The sequence below is a fragment of the Aquimarina acroporae genome (assembly GCF_023195925.1).
Classification (GTDB): Bacteria; Bacteroidota; Bacteroidia; order Flavobacteriales; family Flavobacteriaceae; genus Aquimarina; species Aquimarina acroporae.
In genome coordinates, this window is the sequence record NZ_JALPRE010000009.1 from 383,220 (window position 1) to 400,130 (window position 16,911).

18 protein-coding genes are annotated in these 16,911 nt (G+C 33.2%); 17 read left to right on the top strand and 1 reads right to left on the bottom strand.

The genetic code is table 11. The annotated features are described in order from the left end of the window. The first annotated feature begins 45 nt into the window (after positions 1–45). The 15 genes from M0D21_RS15565 (at position 46) to M0D21_RS15635 (ending at position 11,543) form a co-directional block, all read left to right on the top strand. On the top strand, positions 46–1,575 hold the full coding sequence (locus M0D21_RS15565; RefSeq protein WP_248331166.1) for a CocE/NonD family hydrolase: 1,530 nt from the start codon (positions 46–48) through the stop codon (positions 1,573–1,575). 91 nt (positions 1,576–1,666) lie between these two features. Next, complete coding sequence (locus tag M0D21_RS15570; RefSeq protein WP_248331169.1) at positions 1,667–2,596, top strand: alpha/beta hydrolase; 930 nt, start codon at positions 1,667–1,669, stop codon at positions 2,594–2,596. Positions 2,597–2,647: 51 nt separating this feature from the next. Next, a complete protein-coding gene (locus M0D21_RS15575; RefSeq protein WP_248331171.1) occupies positions 2,648–3,172 on the top strand; it encodes a DinB family protein in 525 nt (174 codons plus the stop codon). Between the two features lie 22 nt (positions 3,173–3,194). After that, positions 3,195–3,716, top strand: a complete 522-nt coding sequence (locus tag M0D21_RS15580; RefSeq protein ID WP_248331173.1) for a GNAT family N-acetyltransferase — start codon at positions 3,195–3,197, stop codon at positions 3,714–3,716. 9 nt (positions 3,717–3,725) lie between these two features. Next, positions 3,726–4,157, top strand: coding sequence for a hypothetical protein (locus M0D21_RS15585; protein ID WP_248331175.1), 432 nt, complete (start codon positions 3,726–3,728; stop codon positions 4,155–4,157). Between the two features lie 166 nt (positions 4,158–4,323). Beyond that, positions 4,324–5,079, top strand: a complete 756-nt coding sequence (locus tag M0D21_RS15590; protein ID WP_248331177.1) for an SDR family NAD(P)-dependent oxidoreductase — start codon at positions 4,324–4,326, stop codon at positions 5,077–5,079. A gap of 24 nt (positions 5,080–5,103) precedes the next feature. After that, positions 5,104–6,021: a helix-turn-helix domain-containing protein gene (locus M0D21_RS15595; RefSeq protein WP_248331179.1), complete on the top strand. Its 918-nt coding sequence runs from the start codon at positions 5,104–5,106 to the stop codon at positions 6,019–6,021. A gap of 37 nt (positions 6,022–6,058) precedes the next feature. Further along, positions 6,059–6,628: a Crp/Fnr family transcriptional regulator gene (locus M0D21_RS15600; protein ID WP_248331181.1), complete on the top strand. Its 570-nt coding sequence runs from the start codon at positions 6,059–6,061 to the stop codon at positions 6,626–6,628. Between the two features lie 57 nt (positions 6,629–6,685). Then, positions 6,686–7,255 (top strand): NAD-dependent epimerase/dehydratase family protein, encoded by a 570-nt coding sequence (locus M0D21_RS15605; protein WP_248331183.1) that lies wholly within the window; start codon positions 6,686–6,688, stop codon positions 7,253–7,255. A gap of 120 nt (positions 7,256–7,375) precedes the next feature. After that, positions 7,376–7,690 carry a hypothetical protein gene (locus tag M0D21_RS15610; RefSeq protein ID WP_248331185.1) on the top strand — a complete coding sequence of 105 codons (315 nt, stop codon included), beginning with the start codon at positions 7,376–7,378 and terminating at the stop codon, positions 7,688–7,690. A 125-nt stretch (positions 7,691–7,815) separates the two neighbouring features. Next, positions 7,816–8,382, top strand: coding sequence for a Crp/Fnr family transcriptional regulator (locus M0D21_RS15615; RefSeq protein WP_248331187.1), 567 nt, complete (start codon positions 7,816–7,818; stop codon positions 8,380–8,382). Positions 8,383–8,435: 53 nt separating this feature from the next. Next, complete coding sequence (locus M0D21_RS15620) at positions 8,436–8,891, top strand: DoxX family protein (protein ID WP_248331189.1); 456 nt, start codon at positions 8,436–8,438, stop codon at positions 8,889–8,891. A 76-nt stretch (positions 8,892–8,967) separates the two neighbouring features. Then, complete coding sequence (locus tag M0D21_RS15625) at positions 8,968–9,720, top strand: DUF5995 family protein (protein WP_248331191.1); 753 nt, start codon at positions 8,968–8,970, stop codon at positions 9,718–9,720. 85 nt (positions 9,721–9,805) lie between these two features. Next, positions 9,806–10,642, top strand: coding sequence for a sialate O-acetylesterase (locus tag M0D21_RS15630; RefSeq protein ID WP_248331193.1), 837 nt, complete (start codon positions 9,806–9,808; stop codon positions 10,640–10,642). A gap of 133 nt (positions 10,643–10,775) precedes the next feature. Continuing rightward, on the top strand, positions 10,776–11,543 hold the full coding sequence (locus M0D21_RS15635; protein ID WP_248331195.1) for a MerR family transcriptional regulator: 768 nt from the start codon (positions 10,776–10,778) through the stop codon (positions 11,541–11,543). A 117-nt stretch (positions 11,544–11,660) separates the two neighbouring features. On the opposite strand, the gene M0D21_RS15640 is transcribed toward M0D21_RS15635, so the two are convergent. After that, positions 11,661–12,998 (bottom strand): M28 family metallopeptidase, encoded by a 1,338-nt coding sequence (locus M0D21_RS15640; protein ID WP_248331197.1) that lies wholly within the window; start codon positions 12,996–12,998, stop codon positions 11,661–11,663. Positions 12,999–13,384: 386 nt separating this feature from the next. Between M0D21_RS15640 and M0D21_RS15645 the strand changes: the two genes are divergently transcribed. Continuing rightward, positions 13,385–14,125 (top strand): hypothetical protein, encoded by a 741-nt coding sequence (locus M0D21_RS15645; protein WP_248331199.1) that lies wholly within the window; start codon positions 13,385–13,387, stop codon positions 14,123–14,125. A gap of 1 nt (position 14,126) precedes the next feature. Then, positions 14,127–16,892 (top strand): TonB-dependent receptor, encoded by a 2,766-nt coding sequence (locus M0D21_RS15650; protein ID WP_248331201.1) that lies wholly within the window; start codon positions 14,127–14,129, stop codon positions 16,890–16,892. Positions 16,893–16,911 lie beyond the last annotated feature (19 nt).

Genomic DNA, 16,911 nt, shown 5'->3' on the forward strand with positions numbered 1-16,911 from the left:
CATCGATGAGCATTTCTATCTTTATAGTAGATAATCCTATAAAAAATGAAACTAAGAGTACTCTTCACCTTACTGTTTTGTCAATACAGTATTTTTTTCGGACAAACTTCATTAAAAGATATCAATTTAGAAAACGGAAAGTATAAAGTAGGTTTTCGACATTACGTTGCCCATGATAGTACCAGAACTTATACACGAATATTCGACTACAATAATGAAAAGATAGCACGCCCAATTCCGATAAGTATTTGGTATCCGTCAGATAACGATGTGAATGTGTCTGAGGCTATGACTATTTTGGAGTATTTGGAAATTCTGAAAGAGGAAGAAGAATGGGAACATCTCCCGAATGAACAGATATTAAATTGGTTTTATTACCCAAATACTCCTGAAAATCAAACTCATCTTAAAGAAAGAACAACATCTTATTTACAAACACCATTTGCAAGTAAAAAATTCCCCGTAATTGTGTATGCTCCTAGTTATCAGGCATCGTCTATAGAAAATTTTGCGCTTTGTGAATATTTAGCCAGTCATGGTTATGTGGTGGTCTCAAGTCCTAGTCGAGGTACTGAAACCCGTCAGTTTAGTGCGAATAATGTAAAAGAAATGGAAACTCAGTCAAGAGATGTAGAGTTTGTGATGAATGAAGTATCAAAGTACCCAGTATGTAACATGAATAAGATTGCAACAATGGGTTTTAGCTTTGGAGGACTTTCTAATACTATTGCCGCAATGCGTAACGAAAATATAAAAGCAGTAGTAAGTCTTGATGGAACCGAAAGATATCAATATCAATTACTTCAAAAATCCCCATTTTTTAATCTAGATAAGTTCAATGTTCCTTATATGCATATGGCGCAAAAACGTATACCAGAGCAAGTTTTGAAAGAAAATAAAATTAATCCTGAGCTTAATACAAAATTTGAACTTTTTGATAGTATCTCTAAAAGTTCAGGATATAAGTTAAGATTCCATAATTTAACACATCCTCATTTTAGTGCATTAGGTGTTTTATTTCATAAAAGAGATAAAAGACAAGATAAGAATGATAAAGAAATAATGGGATCTTATAAGTGGCTTTCAGTTTATACATTAAATTTCTTAAATGCGTATTTGAAAAATAATCAAAAAGCTTTAAAGTTTGTAGATAATAATCCAATGGATAATGGATTATCAGAACGTTTAGTAGATCAAATTAAGAAGAATCCAGAACCCAAGGTGTTCACTTTTAAGGATTTTAATGAAAAGGCGTACAAACAAGACTATAAAAATCTTTTTGAGTTATATCAAGAGACCAAACAGAAAAATCCTGATTTAGAATTACCAGAAAGAGAGCTGAATACTCTAGGACTACAATTTGTATTTAACAAAAAACGCTCTACGCAGGGAATAAATGTCTTTTTATTAGCTACTAAGCTTTATCCAAATTCTGCAAATCTTTTTGATAGTCTTGCTGAAGGATATTTATTCATGGGAGAAAAAGAAAAAGCCAGGGAAAGTTTTGAGAAATCACTAGAATTAAATGCACAAAATCAAAATGCTATTTTTAGGTTACAACAACTAAATAAATAGAGTGTTTAGAGAAAGTATAACATTGACCGTACTTAATTTTCTTGAAAGATTTTTTATGTATTTTTATACATGTAAAATGTAGTATTTATCAATGAAGTTATTAATTTTTATTGTTGCTCTATTTTGTTTTAGTTGCAATACTCAAGATCCAGAAATCAAGAAGTTAACAAAGGAGAACACCCTATTAAGAGATAAGGTGAACAGATTAGAAACTCAAAAAGAGGTATTTGAAGGTCAAATTACCAGTTCTTCTGTTACTTTGGCAAATACTACTATAAGAGAACTTACCTCAAAGTATAATGGACAGAAATACCAAATTAAAATATCTTTTCCCAAGAGTTATCATAAAAATCTAAACAAAAAATATCCTGTATTATATGTTATTGATGCAGAAACGAATTTTGGAGGTATAAGCTATGTTGTTCAGCGACTTATAAAGGATAAGCTAATACCTGAAATTTTGGTGGTTGGGATAGCTTATAATACTGATTATGAAAATTTTTATAGACTTAGAAGTAGAGACTTAACTCCCGTAGAGGATAAAGATCTTAGAATGGGAGGTAAACCAGCGAACCCAACTGGTGGAGCACCTAAATTCAGTGGTTTTTTTGAATTTGAATTATTTCCGTTTATTTCTGAGAATTTTAGAGTCAATGATCAAGATCGTGCAATTTATGGACATTCGTATGGTGGGTTATTCGGGTCGTACGCCGTATTAGAAAAGCCAAATCTGTTTAATAGGTATATTTTGCTAAGTCCATCCTTGTGGTTCCACGATAACCTTTTGGTTCATGAGGCGCAAACCAAAAATATGAACTTCGATAAAGAAACGTATTTATATATGGCTTCGGGGGAGCTAGAAGGTAGGATAGATGATCTGCAAGAAGAGTTTGTACAGATTTTGAATAAACGAAATTTTAAAAACCTAAAGATGAAATCAGAAGTAAAGAAAAATGAAACACATCGAACGATTTTTGGAGTTGGTTTTACAAACGGATTACGGTTTATTTACAAGAAGTAATGCCTTCTTCAAGAATACAAGAGAAAAAACGATATATAAAAATAGTTACGAATGACTTTTGATGTTAATAAGGCAATTGAAATTTTAGAAAGAACTTCGTCTACACTATCGTCGTTACTTCACGGAATTTCAAATGAATGGTTACGAAATAATGAAGGTGGGCAAAGTTGGAGTCCTTATGAAATTGTAGGACATCTTATTCATGGAGAAAAAACCGATTGGATTCCAAGAGCAAAAGTTATCCTTTCTGATGCTGCAGACAAAACATTTACACCTTTTGATCGATTTGCACAATTAAATGATGATCAGGAAAAGTCAATAGAAGAGTTACTACGAGAGTTTAAAGAACTAAGAATGGAGAATATTAAGATATTAAAGTCCTTCCCAATCAATTCTTCAACATTACAGCAAAAAGGAATTCACCCCGAATTGGGCGAAGCAAATTTAAAACAATTACTCTCTACTTGGGTAGTACATGATTTAGGACATATTGCCCAAATCTCTCGGGTGATGGCAAAACAATATAAAAATGAAGTAGGCCCTTGGCAAGCATATCTTGGGATATTAAAAAAATGAACAGATTAAATTATAGACTACCATGGTTATTGAGACTTCACGATTACTGTTACGAGAAATGAATATGGGCGATGCTCAGGATATGCTAAGACTGTACTCTAGGCCCGAAGTACAAAAGTATACGGGAGAATCTGTGATTACTACTTTAGAGGGAATCTATGATAAGATAGACGAAAAAAGAAAAGAATATAAGAAGTACGGGTACGGTAGGTGGATCACATTTCTAAAAGAAGACATGCAGTTCGTAGGTTGGGCAGGATTATCATATTTGCCAGAATTTGATAAAATTGATTTAGGGTATAGATTTTTGACAGAATTTTGGGGAAAGGGAATAGCAACAGAGGTGTCTAAGGAAATTCTACAGTATGGCTTCGAAACGTTGCAGCTTGAAGAAATTATCGCCATTGCCATGAAAGAGAATATTGCTTCTATTAAAGTAATGCAAAAAGTTGGGATGCAATTTGATAAATACGCTCCCTACGAACCTGGAGGCGAAGATTATGTGTGGTACACGTGTAGCAAAAACTCGATTTTAAAATCTTAATTTTATTGTATGGAAATATCGTTAGAGTATTGGAATACGTTGGCAAATCAAACCTTATTAATCAGCTCGCTTTTAGCGGGTTTTTCAATTACAGTAATAGCCAATTTATTGGTATCCAATAAGAATGATAAAATTATGAATAGCATACTGAAATTGGCTACTATTTCTGCAGGGTGTTTTCTTGTAACGGTATTTACTATGACACAAATTTCAATGATGACCACCCCAGGAGGTTATTTAACCAATGTAACGGCGAATGATTTTATCATACCTAGAGCCATAGGTATTTTTACTTTTTTTATAGGTTTAATTTCCTTGTTGACTATATTATCTGTTTCAGGATGGGTGAAATCAAGAAAAATTGGAATTTTCACCACTTTTATTGGCGTTATTACCCTACTGTTGATCCTTACTACTATGGTTCGAATAGATGTTGGGTAGAAAATTATTTGCAAACCGTTACTAATTTTAAAGTACAGTAAAAAACTCCTATGTCAATATGTTTTTCAAGTAAATAATAGATTCGGAAAAGAGAACCTTAGATTTGGAAAAGTATAAACAGTAAAGTAGACTCAACTTTGTATTGTAATTAAAAAACAGTATAAAAATGAGTCAAAAAACAGCAATCATTACGGGAGGAAGTCGAGGTTTAGGCTATGATATGGCTATTAATCTTGCAAAGAGCGGAGTGGATATCATCTTCTCTTATCATAAAAATAAGGATAAAGCAGCTAAGGTTATTTCTGAAATAGAAGCTTTAGGTCGACACGCTGAAGCTTTTGCTTTTGATGCCAATGATTTTAAAAGCGGACAAGAATTTATCACTAATGCTACAAATCATATAAAGGAAAAAAAAGGGCAGCCAAACTTTGACTTTTTGATCAATAATGCAGGTACCGGAACTTTTAATTTGGTCCAGAATACTACCGAAGTTCAATTTAATGAAATGATGAATATACATTTAAAAAGTGTCTATTTTTTAACACAGCAAGCTTTGCCTTTTCTTAATGAAGGAGGTCGTATTCTTAATATATCAAGTGGGTTAGCACGTTTTAGTTTACCAGGAATGTCTGCATACGCGATGATGAAAGGTGGTATAGAGGTATTTACACGATACTTGGCAAAAGAATTGGGAAGCCGTAAAATAACAGCAAATGTCATAGCACCAGGTGCTATAGCAACAGAGTTCGCAGGCGGAAGTAATAAAGATGAACAAAAAGCAGCATTAATCTCTAGTATCACCGCCTTGGGTCGAGTAGGAGAAGCAGAAGACATAGGAGGCGTGGTTGCATTTTTGTGTTCTGATAAAGCAGGATGGATCAACGGCCAACGTATAGAGGTTTCTGGAGGAATGTTGGTATAGTATATTTTCTGTAAATTTAATGTGATGAAAGAATTTAAGCATTTTAAAAAAGTTGCCGATTATCATAGGCTGGCAGGTATTTCGGGACCAGAACATCCCTTAATAAGCTTAGTAGATTATAGCGAAGTATCATATCCTGTAGATAGTGGCGAGTTAAAATGGAAACAGGATTATTTCACAATAGGTTTAAAAAGGAACGTAGCTTATAAATTTTTTTATGGGCAGAAGGAATATGACTTTGATGAAGGAGTGATGACATTTGTAGCTCCAAATCAGGTGATGAACTTAGAAGGCAACCCTAATTTGAAAGATGTAAAACCTTCGGGGTATCTGTTACTAGTACATCCTGATTTTTTATGGAATTCTGAATTAGCTAAGCAAATGACCCGATATGATTTTTTTGGATATTCTGTAAATGAAGCCTTATTTCTATCAGAAAAGGAAGAACAGATGATGCTTAATTTATTGAAAAATATAGAACAAGAGTATCAATCAAATATCGATAAGTTCAGCCAGAAAATAATCATATCTCAATTAGAATTGCTATTTAATTATGCAGAACGATTTTATGAAAGACAGTTTATTACGCGGAAAATTCATAATCATCAAATTTTAGAACAGCTAGAACAAGTTTTGGCAGACTTTTTTAGGAATAGTGATGCATCAGAAAGTGGATTACCAACAGTACAATGGGTGGCAAACAACCTACACCTTTCTCCAAATTATTTGAGCAGTATGCTAAAATCACTGACAGGACAAAGTACACAGCAGCATATTCATGATAAGGTCATAGAAAAAGCGAAAGAACAGTTGTCGACAACTGTTCTTTCTGTTAGCGAAATTGCTTATAATTTAGGATTTGAACGTCCTGCTTCATTTTCAAAATTATTCAAAAATAAAACCGAAATGTCCCCTCTTGAATTTAGAAAAACATTTAATTAGAAAAACATTTAAGTGTAAAGACATATAAAAGCATGAAATGGAAAAATTAAAGATCTTTTTGGAACAACATTTAGCATTATCTCCAAAGGATTTACTTTTTCTGGATAGTACGTTCACTAGCATACAAATACCTTCTAAAACTATTTTTATTAAGGAGGATAAAATAGTAGGAGATGTGTTTTTTTTGGCAGAAGGTATTGTAAGAGGATATACTTATAAGGATGGAAAATTAAACGTAGAACATCTTATTGAAGAGAATAATTTCTTTACACCTTTAGAGAGTTTTATGAATGATCTTCCTGCAAAAAATAGTTTTGAAACTGTAACTCCTTGTGAGTTATATAAAGTAGCTAAATATGATCTCGAAATACTTAAAAACTCACATAAAAAGTGGTATGAATATATCGCTTTGATGTTAAATGAAAATCTACAATGTAAAATAACCAGGGTAAATGATTTTCAAACCTTAACCGCAAAAGAACGTTATATAAAGTTTATAGAACAATCTCCTCAATTGGCATTGCAGGTATCTGTCGAAAGTGTGGCCTCTTTTCTAGGAATGGAACCGCAATCCTTAAGTAGAATACGAAAACAATTAACTTTCTAACAAATGTTATTTTTTACTCTGCTATAACTTGGGAAATTTGCTCAAAACATAGTAAGTATGACAAGCAACGAAATTTCATTGGTAACAGGAGGAACGGGACATTTAGGATTTAATCTTATTAAATTGCTTATCGCAAAGAATATAAGGGTACGAACAACAATTAGAAATATCAAGAGCAGGAAGAAGCTGGAAGATTTAGGTTGCGAAGTTTTTGAAGCCGATATCACAGACAAAGAGTCGTTAAGAAAAGCATTTAGAGGTGTGAGCCACCTTTATGCGGTAGCGGCCAACTTTAAAATGTGGGCCAAAAATCCAAAGGAAGAGATTTATGATAATAATCTTGTTGGTACCCAAAATGTATTTGATATTGCCAAGGAGTGTGAGATCCAAAATATAGTATACGTGAGTTCTGTAGCTGCTCTAGATTTTACCGCCTTACCTGCTCATGCCCGCAATGGATATAATAAAGATAGAAGAAATTGGTATTATAATTCCAAAAATGACTCAGATCAACTAGCGATTAAGCTAAGTGAATTGTATAACATAAGAACAGTTTTGGTATTACCCTCTGCCATGATTGGCAGTGAAGCACAAAGCTTAAGTTATTCTAATAAACTGGCCCTTTAAATCCTGAAAGGAAAGATTCCAATCGATACTCAAATTACCTTAAATTGGGTCGATGTAAAAGATGTGGCTGTAGGGTTATATCAAGCTATGATAAAGGGTGAAAATAGGAAAAGGTATATATTGTCAAATGAAAAACATACGACACTTACCGAAAGTGTGAAGATAGCCGCAGAATTATATCCAGAATTAAAATTAAGAACTCCGATAAAGCTTCCTCGTTTTGTATTATATACAATCGCTTGTTTTATGGAAATATTTGGTAAAATAACAGGAACAGAACCAATGTTGCAACGTCAATATTTAGATATGTTTTACCACTTAAAACAAGATTATGACATTTCAGATGCTATAAAAGAGTTAGACTTTAATCCTAAATCTTCAAAGCAGGCATTACAAGGAGCGTTGGCATATTTAAAAAATGACTGGCCATGTTAGGAATATGAGCTCAGTTTTCTTACAAGTTGAGTTTCGATAGGAGGTAGTAAAATGAAACTCATATCATATTAATATGTATATTCAACTTATTATTTTGAAGTGCCTCAGTAATTCAAAAAGACGATATGGAACGGATAAGAGCATATTTTCAGGAACTGGTAGAAATTGATGATCACGATTGGGATGTGTTTTCTTCTCAATTAGAAAAAACCGTTTATCCTAAAAAAACTGTGTTTCTTAAAAAAGGACAAATAGAAAATTATCTATCATTTATAGAAAAAGGATCTGTTCGTTTTTATATACCTGGAATTGAAAGAGATCTTACTTTTAGTTTTTGTTTTGAAAATGAATTTGTGAGCGCGTATGATTCTTTTTTAAACCAAACTCCCTGTACCTATCAACTAGAATCGTTAAGTGAAACTACGCTATGGAGGATTAGCCATCAAAGTCTACAAAAGGTATATCGTGAAACTGCTATCGGAAATACGATTGGAAGATTGGCTGCAGAAAATTTATATCTACTAAAATCAGAGAGAGAGCAATCGTTGTTAAACGAAACTGCAGAGGAACGATATTTATCGTTGTTTACCAAGCGCCCTAACCTGATTAGAGAAATTCCATTAAAATATATTGCTTCCTATATTGGTGTTACCCCTCAAGCTTTGAGTAGAATTAGAAAACGAATTTCTTAACTTGGGTTCATTGACTTGTAGGCGAACTTTGTGCAATTTTGCTCTAAAAAAAGATGAAACCATTAATTGTTTTAGTTTTAACCACAGTAATTGCACTTGCAATAATTAAACTCAATAAAGGAGTTTATGATTTTTCATTCGCTGCCAGAATAGGAATGTCGGTAATGTTATTATTTACAGCATTAGGGCACTTCATTTATACAGAGGGAATGATGCTTATGATCCCCGAAAGTATACCCGGTAGGAAAGAATTGGTATATTTTACAGGGATTATTGAAGTCTTTGCAGCGGTAGGGTTGCACGTCGCTCAATTTCGCACATTAACCGCTTGGCTGTTGATAGCATTTTTTATATTAATGTTGCCTTCCAATATTTATGCGGCCATAGAGCGAGTAGATTATCAAAAAGCAACGTACCACGGAAAAGGAATTACTTATTTATGGTTTCGAATTCCATTACAGGTATTGTTTATACTTTGGGTATATTTTAGTGCAATTCGGTTTAAGTGATTTTTGATAGGGAACCTTTGACTTTAGTTTAAAAAATAATAACTATTTTAGAATAAGATTATCAAAATTACATGGCTTGAGCACAATAGAAACTATAGATGAAGTTATTGATAAACTAGAAGATATTGTACAAAACTCTATGGTAAACAATGATCCTGCAGGATATTTTGCCTCTTTGTATCAAAAAGTTACTATTCGTGTTAAAGAAGGAATACAAGAGGGGTTTTTTGATGATGGTCCAAGAATGGAAAAGCTAGATGTGATTTTTGCAAAACGTTATATTGATGCATATGAAGCCTACAAGGCCGATCAGCCTGTAACGATATCTTGGATTAGAGCGTTTGATTTAGCACAAAACTATTGGCCTATCGTTCTACAGCATTTGCTAATTGGAATGAATGCACATATCAATCTTGATCTTGGTGTGGCTGCTGCAGAGATATCCAAAGGAAAAGAAATTGAAGAATTAAAAAATGATTTTGATCGCATTAACGGGGTGTTATCATCTTTGGTGCAAGAAGTCCAAAATGATCTTGCTTCTATCTGGCCTACCTTTCAAAAAATCGTGAAATGGGCAAAGGATGTAGATGATTTTTTAATAGATTTTAGCATGGAATTAGCTAGGGATGGTGCCTGGGATTTTGCTGTTAAACTTAGTGAAACTCCAGAAGAAGAATTCCAAAATGCTATAACTATAAGAGATCATAAGGTATCAAAGAAATCAGAAATAATATCTAATTCTGGATGGTTGACACGTATAATATTTGGAATAATAAGGTTATTCGAAATAGGAACAGTAGCACAAAAAATAAAAAAACTGCAAGATTAGTTATAGTTAGGGTATTAAATTTTCTCATTTTAACATAGGTGTTTTTAATACTGAAAGATGATCTTTTGAATACCACAAAAACAATATGATGATGCTAAGACCATTTATTTTAATACTTCTAATTTTTGTGTTTTATCCTGACATTAATGGATATTCTCAAGATTCAAACTTTCATGTATACTTATGTTTTGGACAATCGAATATGGAAGGTCAGGGAATTATAGCCCTAGAAGATAAAGAAGTCTCTGAGCGTTTTGTAGCTCTACAGACTTTAGATTGTCCAGAACAACATAAAACAAAAGGAGAGTGGTACAAAGCGATTCCGCCATTATGCCAATGTACTTCAGGTCTTTCTCCTGCCGATTATTTTGGAAGAACTATGGTAGCCAAGCTTCCCGATAGTATTAAAGTAGGTGTTATAAATGTAGCCATTGGGGGGTGTGATATTAGATTGTTTGATAAGGATATATTTAAGGATTATGATACAACCTACAAAGAAGATTGGTTTGTTAATAAAGTAGCAGCATATCAGGGGAATCCGTATCAGTATCTTATAAATTTAGCCAAGGAAGCTCAGAAAGATGGGGTGATCAAAGGAATCCTATTACATCAAGGAGAAACAAATACAGGTGATCCTGCATGGCCACAGTATGTGAAAAAAATCTATGAAAATATGCTAGCCGATTTGTCACTTGATAAAAATGCTGTGCCTCTTTTGGCGGGAGAAGTAGTTGCGGTGAAAAACAGTTGTTGTAGTTCTATGAATTCAATTATTAATACGCTACCTAATACAGTGCAAAATGCTCATATTATTTCTTCAAAAAATTGTACAGCACAAGACAATGCGCATTTTGATGCGGAAGGATATAGAGAAATGGGGAGAAGGTATGCAAATAAAATGCTTACCTTATTATCTAATTGAAACAAAAACTTCCTTTAAATTCATGTGTCATCGTCTAATCTTCTAAAGACGATGTAGTTTTTCAAAAAAACTTGATTTTTTTCTTGTTTCTAACGTAACGTCATAGCCTACCTTTGACAAAAATTAATGAGTTATGTCTAAATATTCGGTTAAAGAACTGGCAGAATTAGCAGGAGTTAGTGTTCGAACTTTACATCATTACGATCAAATCGATCTATTAAAACCGTCCTATCGAAGCGAAAAAGGATATCGGTTTTATGAACGAAAAGAGTTATTACTACTTCAGCAAATTCTTTTTTACAGAAAATTGGGGCTTACACTTGCAGACATTGATGCAATTATTAATGATTCATCTTTCAATTTAATTAATGCTTTAGAATCTCATAAAAAGAACCTTAAAAAAGAGTTGGGAGATTTGAAAAGGCTAATCAAGACTATAAATAACACATTAAATGAACTTAAAAACAATGAAATTATGAAAGATCATGAAATTTATGAGGGATTTACGACTGATGAAATGAAATCTATTCGAGAAGAGGTAACAGACCGATGGGGAGAGGAACAACTTTTGGCTACAGAAGAGAGGATACGTAAAATGGGTAAAGAAGGTTGGGAGAATACCAAACAAAAAGGAGAAGAAATCAATAAACTACTTGCAGATGTAATGCACTTACCTCCTGAGCATATTAATGTTCAAAAGGCAATTCAATTGCATTTTACCTATATGAACTTGTTTTATGAAGTTTCCAAAGAGAGGTATTCTGCACTAGGCAAGATGTATGTAGATGACAAAAGATTTACCGCAACTTATGATAAATATAGTTTAGGGCTTGCCAGTTTTATCAATGAAGCTATTCAGATTTTTTGCCAAAATAATTTGCAAGTGAATTCCAAATTGTAAGAAAAGGTTTTAACGATTCCTTTCTTACCGATGTTTATTATAATCTAACAAGGACAAACTTCATATCCCACCTTTTATAAGATATCTTATAAAAGGTGGGATATGAGAGTTAATTAATTATCTAAAAGTTTTAGATGGGAAAACTACCGGGCTTTCGAAACCATTTTTTCCGACTGTGCTTATGCCAAATAAATAGTTGTCTATAACAATACCTTCAAGTACAAAATTATTTACGTCTCCAACAAAACGACTATAGTCCCAAGTTGGAGATGTTGTATCGCGCCAATAAATTTTATATCCTTTTATATTGGGATCGTTTAATTTTTTCCATTTAAATTTTACCGATGGTTCTACAATTCCACCAATTTCTAATTCGTTAACAGCAGAAGGGGCCCAAGCTATACTTGCCAAATTTATGGCATTTACGGCCGTAAGCTTGGCTGCGTATTCAAAGTTTACATGTTCTACAACATCTCCATATTTAATCCCGTTTTCTTCTCTAATATCTTGATGTTGTTGTGTGTAGTTTTCATGGGCTTCCATGATACGAATTCCGGCAAACCCAACATCATTAAATGGTCTATGATGCCCCCCGCGTCCAAATCGATCAAGTCGGTAAACCAACATAGGGTTCATTTCCGGCATATATGTCTTTACTGTGTTATGCACATATCTCGCTAGTTGTCTTGAAATACCATCTACTTCGCCACCATAAAAACGTTTCGATCTGCGCTGCTGTTCTGTTTCTGTAGGAGGGACAGGTTCAGAGAAAATCCTAAAGGTTCTGTTGTCAATTACTCCATCAACACCTTTTATGTTTCCTATCATATCATTATTCATAACTCCCATGATTTTCCATTCATTATCTTTTGCATATTTGGCTAAACCTTGCCCTCCAAATAATCCCTGCTCTTCACCAGAAAGTCCAACATATATGATGCTATTCTCAAATTTATAGTTAGATAGTACTCTTGCTGCTTCGAGAGCTCCAGCCATACCTGTAGCATTATCATTGGCTCCAGGGGCATCGTTTGTATAATCGTTAGGGTCAGAGATACGAGAATCTATATCTCCACTCATAACGATAAAACGATCGGGATTTTTTGTACCTCTCTGAATCGCCACGACATTTACTACCCAAACATCTTTTGTGATTCTTTGATTGGCTCCTTTTTTTACCAAATCTTTCTGATAAAATACCTCAAGACAATTTCCACAGTTCTTAGAGATTTTTTCGAATTCAGATTTTATCCATCTTCTAGCTGCTCCAATACCACGAGTTTCAGAAACGGTATCACTTAGGGTGTGGCGAGTTCCAAAACCAGCAAGTATTTTGATATCTGTTTCTATTCTTTCAGCAGAAACATTATTGATAATATCATATATTTTTTGGTCGGTTTGAGCAGTTGTAAATAAGGTGAATAAAAGTAAAACAGAAGTAATATATATTTTCATTTTCGCAATTTTGATCGCCTAATTTAATTAAAAGCACCAATGAATGATTACCTATTAACAAATTTATAAGAGATGTTGTACTATAATGCCAACTGATTTTATGGTCATTTTAAGTTACAGGGGATTAATTTATTCGATCTGTAAAAGTTCTCAAAAAAGTTGTTTTTAAAATTTGAATTTGACAAAGAGGACTTCGAATCGTTGAAAAATAGACAAACTTATCAACACGAAAACGTTTTAGTATTTTTCTTTGAAACGAAATCTGAATATTTCCCTCTATCTTTCTTAGGTATTGGAGTTTCTGTTTTACAGAAGAAGCACATTTTGATCCATCAATGCTTTGATTGGTCTTATTAATATTTGGGGGATTTATGATTTTTACTAAAATGAAAAAGGGAATTTTATTATTCCTTTTATGGCCATTTGCTTTTTATAGTCAAGCTGATCACGCTGAAGCGCAGTTTTATAATTGGTTTGATAATCTTATTGGTATCAAGCACACCAATTTATTCAATGGAAGACAATACATAGATACCGATGTAAATAAAATTTTTGAGCAAAGACATGCCTTTTTTCTTTCAGAAAAAGCTCAAATAGGGACAATACTATATAGTGGTCAAACATATTTCGATATTCCCATGAAATATAATCTAGAAACCGATCATGTTATAGTTTCTTTGAAATCTAACAATACTACTTCTTTACTAGAGCTCATAAATGATAACATAAAGAGCTTTTCTATCAAAGGATTTCGATTTGAAAAATTAGATACTACACATATAGATCAAAGTACAATAAAAGGATTTTATGAGGTTATGCTTACCCAACCTGAGTTCTCTTTGTACAAGAAGAATAGAAAGAATAGAAAAGAACGGTTTGAAGATCTGGGTAGAAGCAAAATCTATTATGAGTTCATAGCAGATAATTCCTATGTGTTGTTTTATCAAAATACATATAGAGATATAGCTTCAAGAAATGATATCTTAAACATCTTTCCTAAAAAACAAAAAGAGATAAAGTTGTTTTTCAAAGAGAATAAATCTCAACGAAAGACAGATTATGACACTTTCTTAAAGGAATTGTTTAGCCGCATTATACATGATAGCAACTCAGAAAAAAACTTGTAACATGATAAAAAGGCTTTTGGTTGTTATTGTTTTATGTAGCTATAGTTCCTGGGCTCAAGATGAGAACAAGGGGATATCTATTTCTTATGAAAATTCAGATTTACGTTCGGTAGTATTACAAATAGAAGCCCTGGCGGATTATAAATTTTACTTTCAGGAATCCTGGATAACCGAATATGATAATCTAACAGGAAGTTATACCAATGTAACTATCGAAGATTTGCTCAATGATATTTTTGTCAAAACTTCTTTAAATTATATTATTCTGGAAGATAAGAGTATCATTTTGACCAAAAACAATCGTATTTATGAAGATTTACCTAGTGGTTTCTTTGGGAATCTTGAAAATAAACAACCATCAAACTCTAAAAACAATACTAGTCATTCACCAATTTTCGAAAAACCATTCAAAAATTCTCGAACTCAAAATATTGAATTGATAAAAATTGGTAAGGCAGTAAAAGAAAGTAGTACTCAAACTTTTACTTTATCAGGCTATATAAAACATCGTAGAACAGGTAAAGGAGTGCCAGATGCTTTGTTGATCGTAGACAATAGGAATATAGGGGTGCGAACAGATAATAATGGGTTTTACCAAGTATCACTCAGACAAGGAGCACATCTTTTAGAAATAGATGCGCTGGGCATGGAGCGTATTCAAAAAAGGGTAGTTGTTTACAACACAGGTAGTTTGAATTTAAACATTGGAGAAAAAGTAGAACAACTAGAAGAGGTAGTATTAGAATCGGGTAGTTCAGGAACCGTAAAAGATGTGGTTACAAAGACAGAAATTGATATTAAGGAATCTAAAAATATACCTCTGGCACTGGGAGAGAGAGATGTGCTTAAAGTGGCAACAACCTTGCCCGGAATTACAACTGCAGGAGAAGGGGCAGTAGGGTATAATGTAAGAGGAGGTAAATCTGATCAAAATCTAATTTTATTGGATGATGCCGTAATTTATAATCCACAACATTTCTTTGGTATTTTCTCAGCATTGAATCCTTTTGTATTGGGTGAAGCAAATATTTACAAAAGCAGTATTCCGGTAGAATATGGAGGCAGATTGTCTTCGGTGTTTGATTTAAAAACCAAAGATGCAAATACCAATAAACTTGCTGTAGAAGGAGCTATTGGTCCTGTAACAGGAAATTTATTAGTCGAAACCCCAATAATTAAAGAGAAATCAGGGTTGTTGATCGGAGGAAGAGGAGCCTACGCCAATTGGATTTTAAAATCATTGGATGAAGAATCCTTAAAAAACAGCGAAGCTTCATTCTATGATGCAATTGCAAAATATAATCATCAAATCACCGAAAATGCTAAAATAGAAGCAACGGCATATTGGAGTAGAGATGATTTTAGTATCACTTCAGATTCGCTTTATGTATATGGTAATAGAGCCTTGTCATTGAGATGGGATCAAAAAATTAATGAGAAAAATTCAGGAAATCTTGTACTTTCCAATAGTGAATATAGATTTGATATAGAATTTGATGGAGATAACGACGATGATTTTGAATTGGGGTATAGAATTAATGAAACAGAATTAAAATTACAATTCAAGTATCTATATAATGATCGTATACAATTTGATTATGGAGTTGCGAGTAAATTATATAATGTTCAGCCAGGGAGTATTACGCCAAAAGGTTCTGAGTCTATAGTTGAACCCCTCGAAATAGAAAAAGAAAAAGGCTTAGAGTCTGCAGCTTTTATAGGCGCCAAAATCGACCTTTTTAAAAACTTTACGCTCGATGCGGGTATAAGATATTCGATTTATAATGCTTTAGGGCCCGGTACACAAAATGTGTTTCAGGAAGATGTTCCGAAAGATGAGAGTACGATAATAGAACAGGTAAGTTTTGGGAAAAATGAAGTTATAGAAACCTATACAGGTCCCGAAGTTAGACTATCTGGGAGATACTTATTAGACGAAGAGTTTTCTGTAAAAGCATCTTATAACAAAACCTATCAGTACATTCATACGTTGTCAAATAATACCACGGTATCCCCAATTGATACTTGGAAACTTTCTGATCTTAATATAGAACCCCAAAGTTCGCAGCAATATGCAGTTGGACTCTATAAAAACTTTATGAGTAATACTTATGAAATGAGTCTTGAAGGTTTTTATAAAACTTCAGACAATATCCTTGATTTTAAAACAGGAGCCGAGGTATTGCTCAACGAAAATATAGAGACCGAAGTTTTACAAGGAAAAGGGAAGGCATATGGAGTAGAGTTTTTACTTAAAAAACAAAAAGGGAAGTTATACGGATGGTTAGGGTATACCTATTCGCGCTCATTCATACAACTAGATAGTCCGTTCAATGAAGAACGTGTAAATAATGGAGATTTCTTTCCTTCAAATTTTGATAAACCTCATGACTTTAGTTTAGTTGCTAATTATCGGTTTACCGAACGATTTAGTTTGGCAACCAATTTTGTTTATCAAACAGGTAGGCCTGTTACTTTTCCTGTAGGAAGTTTTAGTTTCGATGGTGCAGATTTTACCGTATTCAGTGATCGTAATAAATTTAGAATTCCAGATTTTTTCAGGTTAGATCTAGGGCTAAATATCGAAGGAAACCATAAAAAGAAAAAGTTAGCACATGGTTTTTGGACGATATCAGTCTATAATGTGCTGGGACGCAATAATCCTTTGTCAGTATTTTTTGTTACCGAAGATGGTGAAGTAAAAGCATTGCAAAGTTCGGTATTCTCTATTCCAGTGCCTTCTATAACGTATAATTTTAAATTTTGAGTTCATGATTTTCTTTAGT